The 15,919-nt window shown below is 61.9% G+C and carries 16 protein-coding genes; 4 read left to right on the forward strand and 12 right to left on the reverse strand.

The features are described 5' to 3' along the window. Positions 1-63 precede the first annotated feature (63 nt). The 9 genes from glmM to tolQ all read right to left on the reverse strand — a co-directional run bounded on the left by glmM (position 64) and on the right by tolQ (position 10,840). Positions 64-1,416 (reverse strand): phosphoglucosamine mutase, encoded by a 1,353-nt coding sequence (gene glmM / locus RG540_RS14710; RefSeq protein WP_038589277.1) that lies wholly within the window; start codon positions 1,414-1,416, stop codon positions 64-66. 232 nt (positions 1,417-1,648) lie between these two features. Then, positions 1,649-3,583, reverse strand: a complete 1,935-nt coding sequence (ftsH, locus tag RG540_RS14715) for an ATP-dependent zinc metalloprotease FtsH (RefSeq protein WP_038589279.1) — start codon at positions 3,581-3,583, stop codon at positions 1,649-1,651. Positions 3,584-3,688: 105 nt separating this feature from the next. Further along, on the reverse strand, positions 3,689-5,050 hold the full coding sequence (gene tilS, locus RG540_RS14720; protein WP_038589282.1) for a tRNA lysidine(34) synthetase TilS: 1,362 nt from the start codon (positions 5,048-5,050) through the stop codon (positions 3,689-3,691). 7 nt (positions 5,051-5,057) lie between these two features. Next, on the reverse strand, positions 5,058-6,113 hold the full coding sequence (ybgF, locus tag RG540_RS14725; RefSeq protein ID WP_038589285.1) for a tol-pal system protein YbgF: 1,056 nt from the start codon (positions 6,111-6,113) through the stop codon (positions 5,058-5,060). 176 nt (positions 6,114-6,289) lie between these two features. After that, entirely contained in the window at positions 6,290-6,823 is a 534-nt protein-coding gene (pal, locus tag RG540_RS14730) for a peptidoglycan-associated lipoprotein Pal (protein ID WP_038589288.1), read from the reverse strand. 170 nt (positions 6,824-6,993) lie between these two features. Then, on the reverse strand, positions 6,994-8,307 hold the full coding sequence (gene tolB / locus RG540_RS14735) for a Tol-Pal system beta propeller repeat protein TolB (protein ID WP_038589291.1): 1,314 nt from the start codon (positions 8,305-8,307) through the stop codon (positions 6,994-6,996). An 82-nt stretch (positions 8,308-8,389) separates the two neighbouring features. Beyond that, entirely contained in the window at positions 8,390-9,622 is a 1,233-nt protein-coding gene (locus RG540_RS14740) for a hypothetical protein (protein ID WP_038589294.1), read from the reverse strand. A gap of 10 nt (positions 9,623-9,632) precedes the next feature. Then, the gene (gene tolR, locus RG540_RS14745) at positions 9,633-10,088 is read right to left on the reverse strand and encodes a protein TolR (protein WP_038544868.1); all 456 of its coding nucleotides are present in this window, start codon (positions 10,086-10,088) and stop codon (positions 9,633-9,635) included. A 32-nt stretch (positions 10,089-10,120) separates the two neighbouring features. Continuing rightward, positions 10,121-10,840, reverse strand: coding sequence for a protein TolQ (gene tolQ / locus RG540_RS14750; RefSeq protein ID WP_038589297.1), 720 nt, complete (start codon positions 10,838-10,840; stop codon positions 10,121-10,123). 344 nt (positions 10,841-11,184) lie between these two features. On the opposite strand from tolQ, the gene RG540_RS14755 reads away from it, so the two are divergent. Further along, entirely contained in the window at positions 11,185-11,871 is a 687-nt protein-coding gene (locus RG540_RS14755) for a lysozyme inhibitor LprI family protein (RefSeq protein ID WP_051909433.1), read from the forward strand. 7 nt (positions 11,872-11,878) lie between these two features. Here the strand turns inward: RG540_RS14755 and ybgC are convergent, their stop codons facing one another. Next, entirely contained in the window at positions 11,879-12,346 is a 468-nt protein-coding gene (gene ybgC, locus RG540_RS14760; RefSeq protein WP_038589299.1) for a tol-pal system-associated acyl-CoA thioesterase, read from the reverse strand. A 121-nt stretch (positions 12,347-12,467) separates the two neighbouring features. Here ybgC and RG540_RS14765 point away from each other — a divergent pair, with 121 nt between their 5' ends. Genes RG540_RS14765 through RG540_RS14775 form a run of 3 tightly spaced genes read left to right on the forward strand, consistent with a single transcriptional unit; the run spans position 12,468 to position 15,398 of the window. Beyond that, positions 12,468-13,688 carry an NAD-dependent epimerase/dehydratase family protein gene (locus tag RG540_RS14765; RefSeq protein WP_038589302.1) on the forward strand — a complete coding sequence of 407 codons (1,221 nt, stop codon included), beginning with the start codon at positions 12,468-12,470 and terminating at the stop codon, positions 13,686-13,688. A gap of 13 nt (positions 13,689-13,701) precedes the next feature. Further along, on the forward strand, positions 13,702-14,514 hold the full coding sequence (locus RG540_RS14770) for a glycosyltransferase (RefSeq protein WP_038589304.1): 813 nt from the start codon (positions 13,702-13,704) through the stop codon (positions 14,512-14,514). Further along, positions 14,511-15,398: an NAD-dependent epimerase/dehydratase family protein gene (locus RG540_RS14775; protein ID WP_038589306.1), complete on the forward strand. Its 888-nt coding sequence runs from the start codon at positions 14,511-14,513 to the stop codon at positions 15,396-15,398. The genes RG540_RS14770 and RG540_RS14775 overlap by 4 nt, the downstream gene beginning before the upstream one ends. Here the strand turns inward: RG540_RS14775 and RG540_RS14780 are convergent. Then, entirely contained in the window at positions 15,382-15,747 is a 366-nt protein-coding gene (locus tag RG540_RS14780) for a hypothetical protein (protein WP_037076999.1), read from the reverse strand. The two genes, RG540_RS14775 and RG540_RS14780, sit on opposite strands and share 17 nt — an antisense overlap. Next, a complete protein-coding gene (locus RG540_RS32865; protein ID WP_167551676.1) occupies positions 15,740-15,895 on the reverse strand; it encodes a hypothetical protein in 156 nt (51 codons plus the stop codon). The genes RG540_RS14780 and RG540_RS32865 overlap by 8 nt, the downstream gene beginning before the upstream one ends. Positions 15,896-15,919 lie beyond the last annotated feature (24 nt).

Below are 15,919 nucleotides of genomic sequence, written 5' to 3' on the forward strand. Positions count from 1 at the left end.
CGCAAAAATAAAGGCCACCCGCGAAAACCGCGGGTGGCCTTTTTCATTGGGATTGCTGCGCAGTCAGGCCGCGTTGCGGACGTTGGCGATGACGCCGACCAGTCCATCGACGATGCGCTCGATCTGTCCCCGGTCGTCGCCTTCCGCCATCACCCGGATCAGCGGCTCTGTGCCGGACGGGCGGATGACCAGGCGGCCCTTGGCGGCGAGTTCGGCTTCCGCATCGGCGATCGCCTGACGCACGATTACGTCCTCCAGCGGCTTGCCGCCCTGGAAACGAACATTCTTCAGAAGCTGCGGCACGGGCTCGAAACGGCGGCAGATCTCGCTGACCGGCCGGCCAAGGCGCTTGGCCCGCGCCAGGACCTGCAGGCCGGCGACGAGGCCGTCACCGGTCGTGCCGAAATCGGAAAGCACGATATGGCCGGACTGTTCGCCGCCGACGTTGAAATCATGTGTGCGCATATGCTCGACGACATAACGGTCGCCGACCTTGGTGCGTGCCAGATCGAGGCCCTTGCCGTTGAGAAACCGTTCCAGGCCGAGATTGGACATCACCGTCGCGACGATGCCGCCGCCTTTCAGCTTCTGGTCCTCGGCCCAGCTCTCGGCGATAACTGCCATCAACTGGTCGCCGTCGACGATCTCGCCGCGCTCGTCGACGATAATCACGCGGTCGGCGTCGCCGTCGAGTGCGATGCCGATATCGGCGCGCACTTCATGCACCTTCTTCTGCAGCGCTTCCGGGCTGGTCGAGCCGCAGTCGAGATTGATATTCGTGCCGTTGGGCTCGTTGCCGATGGTGACAACCTCTGCGCCGAGTTCCCACAGCGCCAGCGGAGCAACCTTGTAGGCTGCGCCATTGGCGCAGTCGATCGCGACCCGCAAGCCATGCAGGGTAACGTCGCGCGGCAGCGTGCGCTTCACATGTTCGATATAGCGGTAGATGTCGCCCTCGACGCGCTTTGCCCGGCCGATGTCGCCGGACTTGGCGAGCTGCGAATGCAGGTCGCTGTCGAGCAGGTCCTCAATGCGCATTTCGAGCTCGTCGGAGAGCTTGTAGCCGTCCGGACCGAACAGCTTGATGCCGTTGTCCTCATAAGGATTGTGCGAGGCGGAGATCATCACGCCGACATCGGCGCGCAGCGAGCGGGTGAGCATGGCGACGGCCGGCGTCGGGATCGGCCCGAGCAGGAAGACGTCGAGGCCGGCGGCGGTAAAACCCGCCACCATGGCGTTTTCCAGCATATAGCCCGAGAGACGCGTATCCTTGCCGATCACCACCCGGTGGCGATGATTGCCGTTGCGGAAGATCGTACCGACGGCGATGCCGACGCGCATCGCAAGATCCGGCGTCATCGGGTGGATATTGGACTGTCCGCGAATGCCATCGGTGCCAAAATAGCGGCGTGTCATGTAAGCTCCTTCGTCATCGCGCCTGAGCGTCGCGGTCTTAAGCAGGGAATCGAACCCTGCAATATGTTAGACGGCAAAACCGGCCTGAAGCTTGGCTCATGCCATAGTTTAACGGCACAAGCACATAAATTAGCGTCAAAATCGATTATATCCCGTTACTAATAAATAAACCCTTCCAAGCAAAAGCCGCCGTGGATCACTCCACGGCGGCTTTTGATGCTTATAGCAAGGGTCAGTGCGGCTGCGGTTCCAGACCGCTTTCCGGCTCGCCGCTCTTCGGCTCGTCCTTCTTTGGGCCCGCGCTCGGCACGGCCGAACCACGAGTCGGAGTAGCATCGTCGCCAAGATCGCGTGACGGCTTCTTGCCCTTGATCAGCCCCTTGATCTCCTCGCCCGACAGCGTTTCGTATTCGAGCAGCCCTTCGGCGATCGCCACGAACTCGTCGTGCTTGGTCGTGAGAATCTCACGCGCCTGGGTATAGGCCTCATCGATCAGACGACGCACTTCGTTGTCGATCTTCTGGGCGGTTGCTTCCGAAACGTTCTTCGACTGCGAGACCGAGTGACCGAGGAAGACTTCCTGCTGGTTCTCGCCATAGGCGACCTGGCCGAGTTCGTCGGAGAAGCCCCACTGGGTGACCATGGCGCGGGCAAGCTTGGTGGCCTGCTCGATATCCGAGGAAGCACCGGAGGTGATGTTCTCCTTGCCGAAGGTGAGTTCTTCCGCGATACGGCCGCCCATCATGATGCAGAGGCGCGACACCATCCACTTGTAGCTCATGGAGTAGCGGTCGCCTTCCGGCAACTGCATGACCATGCCGAGTGCACGGCCGCGCGGAATGATCGTTGCCTTGTGCAGCGGATCGGCGACGGCGACATGCAGCGCAGTGATGGCGTGGCCGGCTTCGTGATAGGCGGTCAGCTTCTTTTCGGCCTCGGTCATGGCCGACGAGCGGCGCTCGGCGCCCATCATGATCTTGTCCTTGGCGTCTTCGAACTCGCTCATGGTGACCATGCGCTTGTTGCGGCGCGCGGCCATCAGGGCTGCTTCGTTGACGAGGTTCATGAGGTCCGCACCGGAGAAGCCGGGCGTTCCACGGGCAAGAACCTTGAGGTCGACATTCGGTGCCAGCGGCACGTTGCGGGCGTGAACCTTGAGGATGCGCTCGCGGCCGACGATATCCGGGTTCGGCACGACGACCTGGCGGTCGAACCGGCCGGGACGCAGGAGCGCCGGGTCGAGAACGTCCGGACGGTTGGTCGCGGCGATCAGGATGATGCCTTCATTGGCCTCAAACCCGTCCATCTCGACAAGGAGCTGGTTTAGGGTCTGTTCGCGTTCGTCGTTACCGCCGCCAAGACCGGCGCCACGATGACGGCCGACAGCGTCGATTTCGTCGATGAAGATGATGCAGGGCGCATTCTTCTTCGCCTGTTCGAACATGTCGCGCACGCGGCTTGCGCCGACGCCGACGAACATTTCGACGAAGTCGGAACCGGAAATGGTGAAGAACGGAACGTTCGCTTCGCCGGCAATCGCACGGGCGAGCAGCGTCTTACCGGTGCCCGGAGGACCGACAAGCAGCACGCCGCGCGGAATACGACCGCCGAGACGCTGGAATTTCTGTGGATCGCGGAGGAATTCGACGATTTCTTCGAGGTCCTGCTTGGCTTCGTCGACGCCGGCGACGTCCTCAAAAGTCACGCGACCATGCGCCTCGGTCAAGAGCTTGGCCTTGGATTTGCCGAAGCCCATCGCGCCGCGCGAACCGCCCTGCATCTGCCGCATGAAGAACAGCCAGACGCCGAGGATGAGCAGCATCGGCAGCAACGTGCCGAGATAGCTGAGGAAACCCGAGGACCCGTCCGTTTCCGGGCGCGCGACGATGGTGACGTTTTTCGCCTGCAGTCGATCCATCAGCGAATCGTCGATGACGGGCGAATAGGTCTGAAATCCTGATCCGTTCTCGGTGTAGGTGCCGAGCACCCGGTTGCCCGTGACGACGACATCCCGCACTCGCCCCGAATCCACATCCCGCAGGAACTGCGAATACGGGACCTCACGCGAGCTGGTCTGCGACGGCGCCGTCTGGAACATGCTGAACAATGCGACCAGCAGGAGGGCTATGATGACCCAGAGGGCGATATTACGAAAGTTTGGGTTCATTGAACTCCCCGGACTGCGACGGCCTGCTTCTTGAGGCGGCCGCCTTGCTTGCCGCATAACATAGGGTTGCGGCAAGTCCTTGCCAAGGCGAACAGGAGCCGCCGTCTACCTTTTCCGCGAGGAATCCTTAACTGGCAGCCGGGGAAAACCGTCGCATCCGAGCAAAACCGCGAACTCGATACCGAGATTAAGCTCGAACTGCGGCAAAAAGCGGTCGAAAGGCGCAAGCAGAGGTTGGACGATACTTCGTTCGGCCACTTCTTTGTTTTGCCGGTCATCCGCCGAAAGAAGGGCATTTGTTTCGATGAAAGGCATCGCCGCCACGGCGCGCGTGGCGATGGCGGGCGGCACGCCGGGAAACAGCGCCAATGCCTCGTCGCGATCCGGCGCGGTTGGGCCGACGACGATCTCGTCCGGGCCGGCATTCGTGATGCGGTAGCGACCGTCCCAGATTGCCGTATCGCCGGGGCCAACGTGCAGCGGCAGTATGCCGCGGTTTTCTCGGACGATATAAAGCCCGTCGCGGCGCCGGTCGAAGATCACCCGGCCGGCGGTGATCCGTCCAGGCTGGCCACCGTCGAGAAAGACCATGACCCGGTCCATGCTGTCGCTGCCGAGTGCATGCGCCCTCCCCCCGAGCACCGCGGCGAGCAATGACAGTGCATGACGCCGCACGGCCGGCTCGCCTTGAAGGCCTGCGGTATCGAGATGCGCCAGAATACCCTGGCGGATCGTCACGTGCTCGCGGACAAGCCGCGCCGCCTCGTCGGAAAGCGCGGTGCGCCGCACCGCAGCCACGTCCTGGGCGGCAGCATCGAACGGCCTTTCCTGCGTCAGCCGCCCGCGGACCCGTACCCGCTCGTAGTGCGGATCGAGATTGCTGGGATCGTCGATCCAGCCCTGCCCTTCCCTGGTCAGGAAGTCGCGGATATCGGCTCGGCGGCTATTGAGGAACGGCCGGAGCAGCCAGCGGCGGCGATCGAGCAGCACGGCCTGCGCCATGCCCGCAAGGCCCGAATTTTCTTCGCCCCCATTGCGGGCGGCGCGCATCGCGATGGTTTCCGCCTGATCGTCGAGCGTATGACCGGTGAGGATGGCGGTTGCATCGATCTGGGCCGCAATCTCGACCAGCAGCCGGTAGCGAGCCTCACGGGCCGCGTCGGAAATGCCGGTGACAGGCTTTTCTCCCTCCCAGCGGCGGATGAAATGGGGAATGCCGAGCCGGCCGCAAAGGGCAGCGACGGTGCGCGCCTCGTCTGCGGAGCCAGGTCTCAGCGCATGATCGATCGTCGCCGCGAAAAGCGACAGGCCGGAGCCGGGAGAATTTGACTTCGAGAGGGCAACCAGCAGCCCGCTGGAATCGCTGCCGCCGGAAATGGCGACGAGAAGGCGCGCGGGTCTGGCGATATCGGCGATCAGCCGCGCGGTCGCCTGTTCGGGCGACAGGATTTTCGGGCCCGCGGTCACGGGAGGATCAGCAGGCGAGGCGCTTCTGTTCGCTGCCCACCTTGGCGAGCACGGCCTTGGGCGCGCTCGGATAACGCCGGGTGACTTCCTTGAGGGTTGCGCAGGCCGTATCGGTATTGTCGAGTGCGGCAAGCGACATGCCGAGCTTCAACAGCATTTCCGGCGCCTTGGCGGATTTGCTATAGGTCTGATGCGCGTTGAGGAAGGTCTTGGCGGCGTCGTTGTACTTGCCTTGGGAATATTGCGACTCGCCGAGCCAGAAGCTCGCATCCGCCACCTTGGCGCCCTTCGGAAAGGCTGTCAGGTAGCCATTGAACTCCTTCTCGGCGAGCGGATAGTCGCCTGCAAGCACATGATTATAGGCGGTCTGATAGGCATCGTTCTCGCTACCAAGCGAGGCGGTCTGCTGCGGATCGGGTCTGCCCGTCGATGCCGGCGGCGTCTTGCCGGAAATCTGCGGGCCGGTATCGACGCCCGGAAGCCCGGCGGCATTGTTGGCCCGGTCGTTACGGCTGGCGCCGCGCGGATTGCCGTTCTGGTCGATATCCATCGACCCGAGCGTCGTCGGTGGCGGTGCGCGGCCGGGCGCGGCTGCCCCGCCGACGCCCTGACCGGACGGCGATTCGATGATCCGTGCGACATCGTCGGAGGACTGCGCGGGAGCAGTCGCTTGCGGCAACGGGGGCTGGGCGGCGGGAGCGCGGTTGGACGCCACGGCCGGTTTCCCGCCCGCGTCGTCCACTTCAGTGCGCTTCTTCTTTTCCAGGTCCTGGAAGCGGAATTCGTTGTCTTCCTGCGTCTTGCGCAATTGCTCCTGCATCTGCAGCAGCTGAAAACTCATTTCCTCGATCCGGCCGTTCAACTGCCGGACCTCTTCCTGGAGCTGCTGGATACGGACGGCATCATTGCTCTGCGCCAGAATGACCGGGGGCGGAGTGGTTTCCCGCGGCTGCTCTGCGGCAGGCTGATTGCTGCCCTGGAAGAGTTTCGGCAGTGCGAAAGCCCCAGCCGGGGCGCTCGTCGCCATCAGCCCCAGCATCGCTGCCAAGACAAGTTTCTTCATCTTTGTCCGTCCTGCTCTTTAGTCTGCGCCGGATTGGCGCGAGAGGAGATTTTTTCCAACTGCCGGCAAAAAGCAACCGAGCGCCCGGTCAAAAATCCCGGAAAACAGGGCTAAACTATGGAAAAAACAAAAAGGCGGCCCGAAGACCGCCTTTTATTTTCGAGCTGTTGCTCGGATTACATACCGGCGCCGCCGAGAACGGTGACGGCGCGACGGTTCTGCGACCAGCAGGAGATGTCGTCGCAGACGGCAACCGGGCGTTCCTTGCCGTAGGAGATGGTCTTCATGCGATTCGCCGGAACACCGCGCGATGCGAGATATTCCTTGGCGGCAGCAGCACGGCGGGCGCCGAGCGCCAGGTTGTATTCGCGCGTGCCGCGTTCGTCGGCATGGCCTTCGACGGTGATCGCGTATTTCGGATAGCGGCCCAGCCACTGGGCCTGACGGTCGAGCGTCTGCTGTGCGTCGGCGCGGATCGAAGTGCTATCCGTGTCGAAGAAGATGCGGTCGCCGACATTGACGGTGAAGTCCTGGGTCGAACCGGGCGTTGCAGCGCCGGCGCCGTTGAGGCCGAGCTCACCGGCATTGTTCGGCAGGTTCTTCTTGTTGGCGCAGCCGGCAAGCGCAAGCGCCACAGTCAGGGCGATAACGGCAGGATTGCGGGCGAGGATCTGCATGCGGCTCATCGCCGAAGTATCGGTGCGGCTCATGGCCGGTCTCTCCTTGATCAGTATTTCAGAGTTTCCAGATTCTAACCGGGTTCGGTTAACCATGCTCAAATTCTTATGGTTAACAAAATATTCCCGGTGTCCCTTTTCGTTCATTTTCAGCAGATTGGGGCGGGAAAGAGGCGGAATCCCGCCTCTTTCATCAAGGCGCCCTATTCGAGCAGCGGCGACCAGGCCGGATCCGAACCGTAGGAAGGCGTCTTGACCTGCAGCTCGTTATAGCCGGTCAGGTCGATGGAATAGAGCTGCGGGCCGCCGGCGCCGGCATTCTGGCGGAAGAACATCAGCACACGGCCGTTCGGCGCCCAGGTCGGACCTTCGTTGTGGAAGCCGCTCGTCAGGATGCGCTCGCCGGATCCGTCCGGCTTCATCACACCGATCGAGAACTTGCCGCCCGACTGCTTGGTGAAGGCGATCAGATCGCCGCGCGGCGACCAGACCGGCGTTGAATAGGAACCGTCGCCGAAGGAGATGCGGGTCTGGCCGGAACCATCGGCATTCATCACGTAGATCTGCGGACGTCCGCCGCGGTCGCTTTCGAAGGCTATGCGGCCGCCATCCGGTGCATAGGAGGGCGAGGTGTCGATCGCCGCCGTGGAGGTGAGCCGCGTCGTGGTACGCGAGCGCAGGTCCATCGTATAGATGTTGGAATTTCCTTCCTGCTGAAGGCTCATGATCACTTTCTGGCCGTCCGGAGAGAACCGCGGCGAGAACGTCATGCCCGGGAAATTGCCGACCACTTCGCGCTGCCCGGTCTCCAGCTGCAGCAGATAGACCCGCGGCTGGTTGCCCTCGAACGACATGTAGGTGACTTCCTGCCGGCTCGGCGAGAAGCGCGGCGTCAGCACGATATCCTTGGTGTTGGTCAGCATGCGGACGTTGAAGCCGTCCTGGTCCATGATCGCCAGCTGACGCTGGCGGGCGGTCTTCGGCCCGCTTTCGGAGACGAACACGACGCGGGTGTCGAAATAGCCGTTCTCACCGGTGATCTGCTTGTAGATCGCATCGGCGATGATATGCGCGACACGGCGCCAGTTCTCCGGCTGGGTGAAGAACTGCTGGCCGGTCATCTGGCTGCCGGCAAACGTATCCCAGAGCCGGAACTCGGCACGCAGGCGGCCGTCGCCTTCGCGGGTGATACGGCCCGTCACCAGTGCCTGCGCATTGATGACCTTCCAGTCCTCGAAGCGCGGCGCCTTGTTGGGATCGGCGATCTTTTCGATGAAGGCGCTTTTGTTGATCGGCGCGAAAAGCCCGGAGCGCTGCAGGTCCGCTGCGATCACCTGGGAAATCTGTGCGCCGAGTTCGTTGTTCGACAGGAAATCCGTCACCGCGATCGGCAGCGGCTGGATATTACCCTTGTTGATGTTGATCTCGACGACAGCGTTGGCCGGGGTCGCGGCCATCAATGCCGTCAACATCCCCGCGGCCACCATTACGGCGCGGAAAAAAGAACTCTTGATCATTGAAACAAGCCTTTCAGCTTAATACGAGAGTTTCGGGGCAGGTTCCGTTTCATCTGCTTCTGTCGGTTCCATACCTGCCGGCTCACAATGCAAACTCCGACGGATCGAAGTTCAGCACCAAAACATTCCAACCTTTTTCGCCCTCATACTTTGCGGCGGGCAAATTCTTGAGCGGAGCGGATTTCATCAGGGCGCGGCGCGTGCTGCCCTCGACCGCACGCCGGGTTCCCTCAGGACCACCGGTGGCGGTCACTTCCGGCTCGCCGACGATATTGCCGGACTGATCGAGCTGCACCCGAATCTTCACACGGACTTCCGAGACGCCGGTCAGGCCGCCGACCAGCGCCCAGTTGCCCTGGATCTGTCCCTTGACGTTGTCGATCTCGCTGGAGCTCAACGCGGTGCCGATGGTCTTCGTAGCACCGATGCTGGCGACCTCCTTCGAACGCTTGGCGCCGCCACCGGATGCCTCCTGCTTGTTGAGCAGGGCTGCGATCTGGTCGGCGTTGAAATCGCTCGCCATCGAAGACGACGACTTGGCGGTTTCCTGCTGCTTGCCTTCCTTCTTGTCGGAAGGTTTGACGGATGCGGTCGACTTGTTGTCAGTCTTCGCCGTTTCAGTTGCCTTAGCCGCAACCGGCTTCGTCTCGGCCGGCTTTTCAGCCGGCTTCTCGACGGGCTTGGCCTGCTCCTTCGGCGGTTCGGGCTTCGGCGGCTGCGGCCTCGAAGCCGGCGCCGGAACCGATTGCGGCAACTCGCCTGTCTCGGACGTGTTCTCGCTCTGCAAAGGCGCGGGCGTCGGCTTGGCAGCCTCCGGCTTTGGTGGCGTCGGCTCAGGCTTCGGCGGGGTAGGTTCCGGCTTCGGCGGCATGATCTCCGGCTTGGGCTGCGGCAGGGCAGCCATCTCGGTCGGCTTCGGCGCCGTCTCTTCCTTGACGATATCCTTGACCTGGTTCTGTTCAGGCGTCGGGGTCGGCGTCGGCCGTTCCACCGGCTTCGGAGCCGCCGTCGTTTCAGTCGGCTGCGGCTTGGTGGTCGGCGTCGGCGGTGTCTTCAGGTCGACATTGTTCTCGCCGGCGTTCTGGGCGTTGTCGACAATCTTCTGGTTTTTGGTTTCCTTGGGCGAAGGCTTCTGGCTGGGGGGCGCCTTCTTGTCACCCTGCTGGGTCTGGGTGATCGATTCGACCGGGACGATGTCGACGGGAAGCGCTTCCACGTCGGCCACGTCGAAAGACGCGGGCGCGCTCAGCGAAACGAGCGCCAAGCCGAGGACCAGCGAGTGGAGGACCAGCGATGTGCCGAGACTGACCTTCATGGCGCCGCGATCACTTCTCCTGTTCCTGCAGGGTCACGAGGCCGATATTCTTGTACCCGGCAGAAGAGATGCGGGCCATGACCTTCATGACGACGCCGTAGGCCGCGGTCGTATCGCCGCGCACGTAAATGCGCTCGTTATAGCCGGTCGTTGCGATCGCCTGCAGCTTCGGCACGATCTCGTCGAGGCCAATCGGAGTTTCCTGGAGGAAGATTTCGCCTTTCGGATTGACCGAGACGGTAATCGGCTGGGTATCGGCATTCATCGCCTTCGCCTGCGTTTCCGGCAGGTCGATCGGTACGCCGACGGTCATCATCGGTGCCGCCACCATGAAGATGATGAGCAGAACGAGCATGACGTCGACGAGCGGCGTCACGTTGATTTCGCTGATCGCACCGCCGCGACGTCCGCCGCGCCTGCGACGACCGCCACCTGATGCCCTTGCTCCTCCGGCCGACATGCCCATGAGACGTTACTCCTTGAGAGCCCGAAAGGCTTTTACTGCGCCGCCTGGCGCGGCTGCAGCTTCTCGTCGATCTGGCGCGACAGGATGGCGGAGAACTCGTCCGCAAAACCTTCCATGCGGCCCGAGAGCTTGCCGGCATCGGCGATGAACTTGTTGTAGGCGATGACCGCCGGGATAGCGGCGACAAGGCCGATCGCGGTGGCGAGCAGCGCTTCGGCGATACCGGGCGCGACGACCGCGAGATTGGTGGACTTCGAACCGGCGATCGCCTGGAACGACGTCATGATGCCGATGACCGTGCCGAAGAGGCCGATGAACGGGCCGGCCGAGCCGATCGTCGCGAGCGAACCGAGGCGCGCCTCATAGGTTTCCGCCTCGCGCGACATGGTCACGTCCATCGCCCGGTCGATACGCATCTGCAGGCCGATCGGCGACCGCGCACCGCGCTCGAAGCTCTTCTTCCATTCGCGCATGGCGGCGACGAAAATCGCCGCAAGACCGGTATTCGTCCGCTCCGACAGCGTGCGGTAAAGCTCTTCCAGCGACTGGCCGGACCAAAAAACCTGTTCGAACTGGTCGAACTGGCGCTTGGCCTTACCGAAGCTGATATATTTGTCGATCACGATCGCCCAGGTCCAGACCGATGCGCCGATAAGGCCGATCATCACCATCTTGACGACCAGACCGGCCTGCATGAACAGCGACCAGAGGCTCACTTCGCTCGCCGCTGCCGCCAAACCTACGTGTTCCATCTACTATCCCCGAATCCAAACGCCCGGCTTTAGGGACCGGGCGGTTCAAAAGCGCGCTCAGGCGAGTATGTCTTTGATCGCTGGATGCGCTTAGCCCTAACCCCAAGATACCCTGAGCTCCAAGCTTGGCTTCTCGCTTTCAATTTTGGTCAAAGGAAGGCGTGCGTTGCACAAATTCCTCGATGCTCAGTAAGACACCATTATCGTTAACGAATGGTTTAGAGGGGTCTTGCAATTGCCAGTTCGCAGATCACTTCAAGTTGGAACAAGGAAAGTTGGTGACTTGCAACTTAGTTTTTTCTCATTCAGGGAGTAGCACACCTGTGGAAGCGGATTTTTGGGGAATGACCATGTGGCGTGCGGTGACGATAGCCTTGACGATGTTGATCGCCACGTCGGCGCATGCCGGCTCGTTCGATTGCAAGGGCGTCCCCTCGCCCGATGAACGGATAGTCTGCAACGACCCGCTCCTTTCGGCATTGGACACAGTGCTTCCCAGGGTCCAGGAAAAGGCCGAAAAGGACAACAAGGCTGAGACCCGCAAGACGCTGCGTGACTTCACCAGCGACCGCTCAGCCTGCGGCTCCGACCGATCCTGCGTTCTCAGCACCTATATAGCGATCCTTGGGAAACTCGGCGGCGACAACAGCATTCCCGCGGACGTTACCGCCAATATAATCGCGGCAGGGCGGGCCAAACCCTCGCCGACCCTGCCGCAGAAGATCGGCCAATGCGCTGTCACCAACGTGACTGCCGTCCATCCGAGGGTCGGCCAGGATCCCGTCAAGGACGAGGATTACAACTCCGGAACCGGCATCGAATATGCCAACAAAGGCTACCAGGTTTCCTATGCCCGCGAGGAGGCGCTGATCGCCTCCAAGCCCGGCGACAAGGTGACCATGTGCCTGATTTCCACTCCCAAACGCTGCCCGGGAGGCGACGACCGGGGCCGGGAATATTTCGTCACCAACGCACGCACCGGACAGAGCTGGGCAATGGCCGATTCGCAGCATGCCTGCGGCGGCCCGTAGGTCCGGTCTAAACCGGACTGACCTGCCCGGCCGGGCGCCCTAGGAACTTTTCCGCCACGCTCTCCGGCAGCCGGCGCGGACGCCCGTGCCTGTTGATGACGGCGATCACCACCTTTGCGGCGATCAGCAGCGTTTCGCCGCGGCGGATCTCCTGGTTGAGCACCATCTTGGCGCCGCCCGCCTTTTCCGTCACCGTCTGGATGACCAGGATATCGTCCATGCGGGCCGGCTGCTTGAAGTCGATCTCCATACGGTGGACGACGAAGACCAACCCTTCTTCGTCGGCAGAAAGCAGCGCGCTCTGCTCGCAGCCGAGGCAGCGCAGATAGTCGGTGCGGCCGCGCTCCAGGAAGTGCAGATAACGGGCGTGATAGACGAGGCCGGAAAAATCCGTGTCTTCGTAATAGACGCGCTGAGCCAGCCGATGACCGCCTTCCATCAACTCGCCCGATAACAAAAAATTGTATTCCTTCATGGCCTTGCCTTGGAAATTTCCGCTACTCCACTGGATAAGCGCGCAATGCCGCCCCAGTTTTGACGTCCTGTCACATATCCTCCCTATCAGGAAATAAGTCGAAAACCAGCGGAGAGTACCCATGAAGATTGCAGTCCTGGGCGGTGACGGTTTCGTCGGCTGGCCGACATCGCTTCACCTGTCGGACGCCGGCCACGAGATCCACATCCTCGACAACCTCTCCCGCCGCTGGATCGATACGGAGCTCGGTGTCCAGTCGCTGACGCCGATGGACAGCATCCAGGAACGCACCCGCATCTGGCATGCCGAAACCGGCCGCCGCATCCATTTCCACCTGATCGACCTCGCCAAGGATTACGAACTCCTGAAGGGCTGGCTTTCGAAACATCGCCCCGACGCCATCATCCACTTCGCCGAGCAGCGCGCCGCGCCCTATTCGATGAAGAGCGACCGGCACAAGAACTACACCGTCAGCAACAACGTAAACGCCACCCATAACCTTTTGAATGCATTGGTCGAACTCGATCTCGACGCGCATCTGGTGCATCTCGGCACGATGGGCGTCTACGGCTATTCGACGGTCGGCGCGGCGATCCCGGAAGGTTATCTGCCGGTCGGCATCGAAACCGCCGACGGCCGCACCGTTTCGCAGGAAATCCTTTATCCGAGCAATCCCGGCTCGATCTACCACATGACCAAATGCCTCGATCAGCAGCTCTTCCAGTTCTACGCGAAGAACGACGGATTGCGGATCACCGACCTGCACCAGGGCATCGTCTGGGGCACCCACACAGAGCAGACCCGCCGCCATACTCAACTGATCAATAGATTCGACTATGACGGGGATTACGGGACGGTCTTGAATCGTTTTCTCATCCAGGCGGCGATCGGTTACCCGCTCACCGTCCACGGCACCGGCGGCCAGACCCGCGCCTTCATCCACATCCAGGATTCGGTCCGCTGCATCGAGATTGCACTGAACAATCCACCGGCGCGCGGCGGCCGCGTCGAGATCTTCAACCAGATGACCGAAACCCACCGGGTGCGCGATCTTGCCGAGATGATCGCGAAAATGACCGGTTCGAGGATCGCCTGGCTGCCGAACCCGCGCAAGGAAGCGCCGGAAAACGAGCTGGTGGTGAAGAACGAAAAATTCCTCGGCCTTGGCCTCGAGCCGACCACCCTCGGCGAAGGACTGCTCGGAGAGATCGTCGACGTCGCGAAGAAATACGCCTATCGCGTTGATAGATCACGCGTTCCGGCCGTCTCCGCCTGGACGAGAGACATCGCCGCGAAAGTGGAGCATGACCCGGAGGGTGTACGGCTGAAGTCTGTGTCGTGAGGCACCGAGCCTCATGACCAACGCCTTCGTCACCCTCGTCACCAATGCCGATTATGCCATGGGCGCCACTGCGCTGGCCCGATCCATCCGCCGCACCGGCACTGAGGCCGATATCGTCGTCCTCCAGACCGGTGGCGTCGAGGGCTCGGCGCTGGCCCCGCTCGAAACCCTCGGCTGCCGGCTCGTCGAGGTGGAGCATCTGCCACTCTCCGACGCGTTCAACGAACGGCATGCGCGAAAAAACCTGCATGGCGCCGCGCCTTTCACCAAGGGCCGCAAACCGGATTTTCACACGCCGCTCGATAATTTCTGCAAGCTTCGACTCTGGCAGCTCATCGAATACGAAACCTGCGTCTTTATCGATGCCGACGCGCTGATGCTAAAGCCGATCGACCAGCTGTTCGCCTATCCGGAATTTTCCGCCGCCCCGAACGTCTACGAAAACCTTTCGGATTTTCATCGGCTGAATTCCGGCGTCTTCGTCGCCAAACCGTCTGCCGAGACTTTCGCAAACATGCTGACGGCACTCGACCAGCCGAACGCCTTCTGGCGGCGCACCGACCAGACGTTTCTGGAGGCCTTCTTCCCGGATTGGCACGGCCTGCCGGTTTTCATGAACATGCTGCAATATGTCTGGTTCAAAATGCCGGATCTCTGGGACTGGGAAAGCATCGGCGTGCTGCATTACCAGTATGAGAAGCCGTGGGAGAAGGATCACCCGAAGGCCGACCGGCTGCGGCCGCTGATCGACCTCTGGCATGCATTTTACGAGGATCGCGAGATCCCCGCCCTCTCCAGCCTGCCGAAACCGGGAGAAACGCCATGAAGGTGCTGATATCGGGCGGAACGGGCCTGGTCGGCCGCTACATCGTCGAAGGCCTCATCGATGCCGGATATCAGGTGATTGTCGGAGGGCGCAGTCCGCCGGCGCCTGGCTTCTTTTCCAAACCTGTCGAATTCGCACCCCTTTCGCTCGATCCCGCCCTCGACCAGATCGAAGCTTTCGACGAGGCCTATTTCTTCGTCCATGCTGCCTTCGACCATTTGCCCGGAAAATATCGCGGCGGCGAAGGCAATGATCCCGATCGCTTCCGGCGGCTGAACCTCGATGGCACGGTCAAGTTGTTCGAGACCGCCAGGAAGGCCGGCACCCGCCGGGCGGTCTTCCTCTCGAGCAGGGCCGTCTATGACGGGCAACCGGCCGGAACGGCGCTTGACGAAGGTCTCGCTTTGAAGCCCGACAGCCTCTATGGCGAGATCAAACTCTGGACCGAGGGAGCATTGGCGGAGCTTTCGGCCCCCGGCTTTGCGACCTCGTCTCTCCGGCTCACCGGCGTCTACGGCAATCTGCGCCCCACCAAATGGGACATGCTGTTTGCGGATTACCTCGCCGGCCGGCCGGTTCCATCACGGGCGGGAACGGAGGTCCACGGCCGCGATATTGCCACCGCCGTTCGCCTCATGCTGGAAACCGAAACCGGCAAGATCGCCGGCCAGGTCTTCAACACGTCGGACATTCTGACCGACACCAACGAAATCCTCGGCTCTCTCTCAGGTCCCCAACACAACCTGCCGCCGCCGGCAGATCGCGGCATCGTCAGCGTCATGTCGACGGACAAACTGAGGGCACTCGGCTGGCAGCCGGGCGGCGCGCCGCTCTTACGACAGACGATCACAGATCTTGCCGCTACTCTCAATGCGACTGCGTGAAGCGCCGCATCTTCGCCTCGTTCTTTGCCTTTTCGATCGCCTTCTTGTGTTCCTCGGCCCATTTCTGGCCCGCATCGCCACCCCAGAGCAGCCAGGCGATATAGCCTGTCGATGGATTGTCGTCGTCGCCGAAATTCTCGGCCCGCTTGTCAGCCTTGTGGCGGGAGAAATAGCTCACCATCCGCCGCACCGTCTTTTCCGAGATCGACTTGCGGTTCTTGAGGTCGCGGGCTCGCGCTACCCCGACCATCGTGCCGCCGCGGCGGTACTGGGAGCGGAGCTTCAAGCCTTTTTCAGCAGCTTGCGCCACTTCGGCGGGCGGGATGTGATCAGGGATTTCGCTATCCATGGGTCTTCCTCAGTTCGGACTGACTCTGGAGAACGCTGATTAGGAACGCAGGCTCATCGGCATCCGCCTTGCGCTTGATCGTCTTGCCCCTGGCCTCGGCTCGCCCCCAAGTCCATCCGACCTCGTTTCCGATCTCGATCTTCCGCATGGCGTTCTCCTTTCGCAGGAGAAA

The organism is Neorhizobium galegae bv. orientalis str. HAMBI 540, from assembly GCF_000731315.1.
Lineage (GTDB): Bacteria > Pseudomonadota > Alphaproteobacteria > Rhizobiales > Rhizobiaceae > Neorhizobium > Neorhizobium galegae.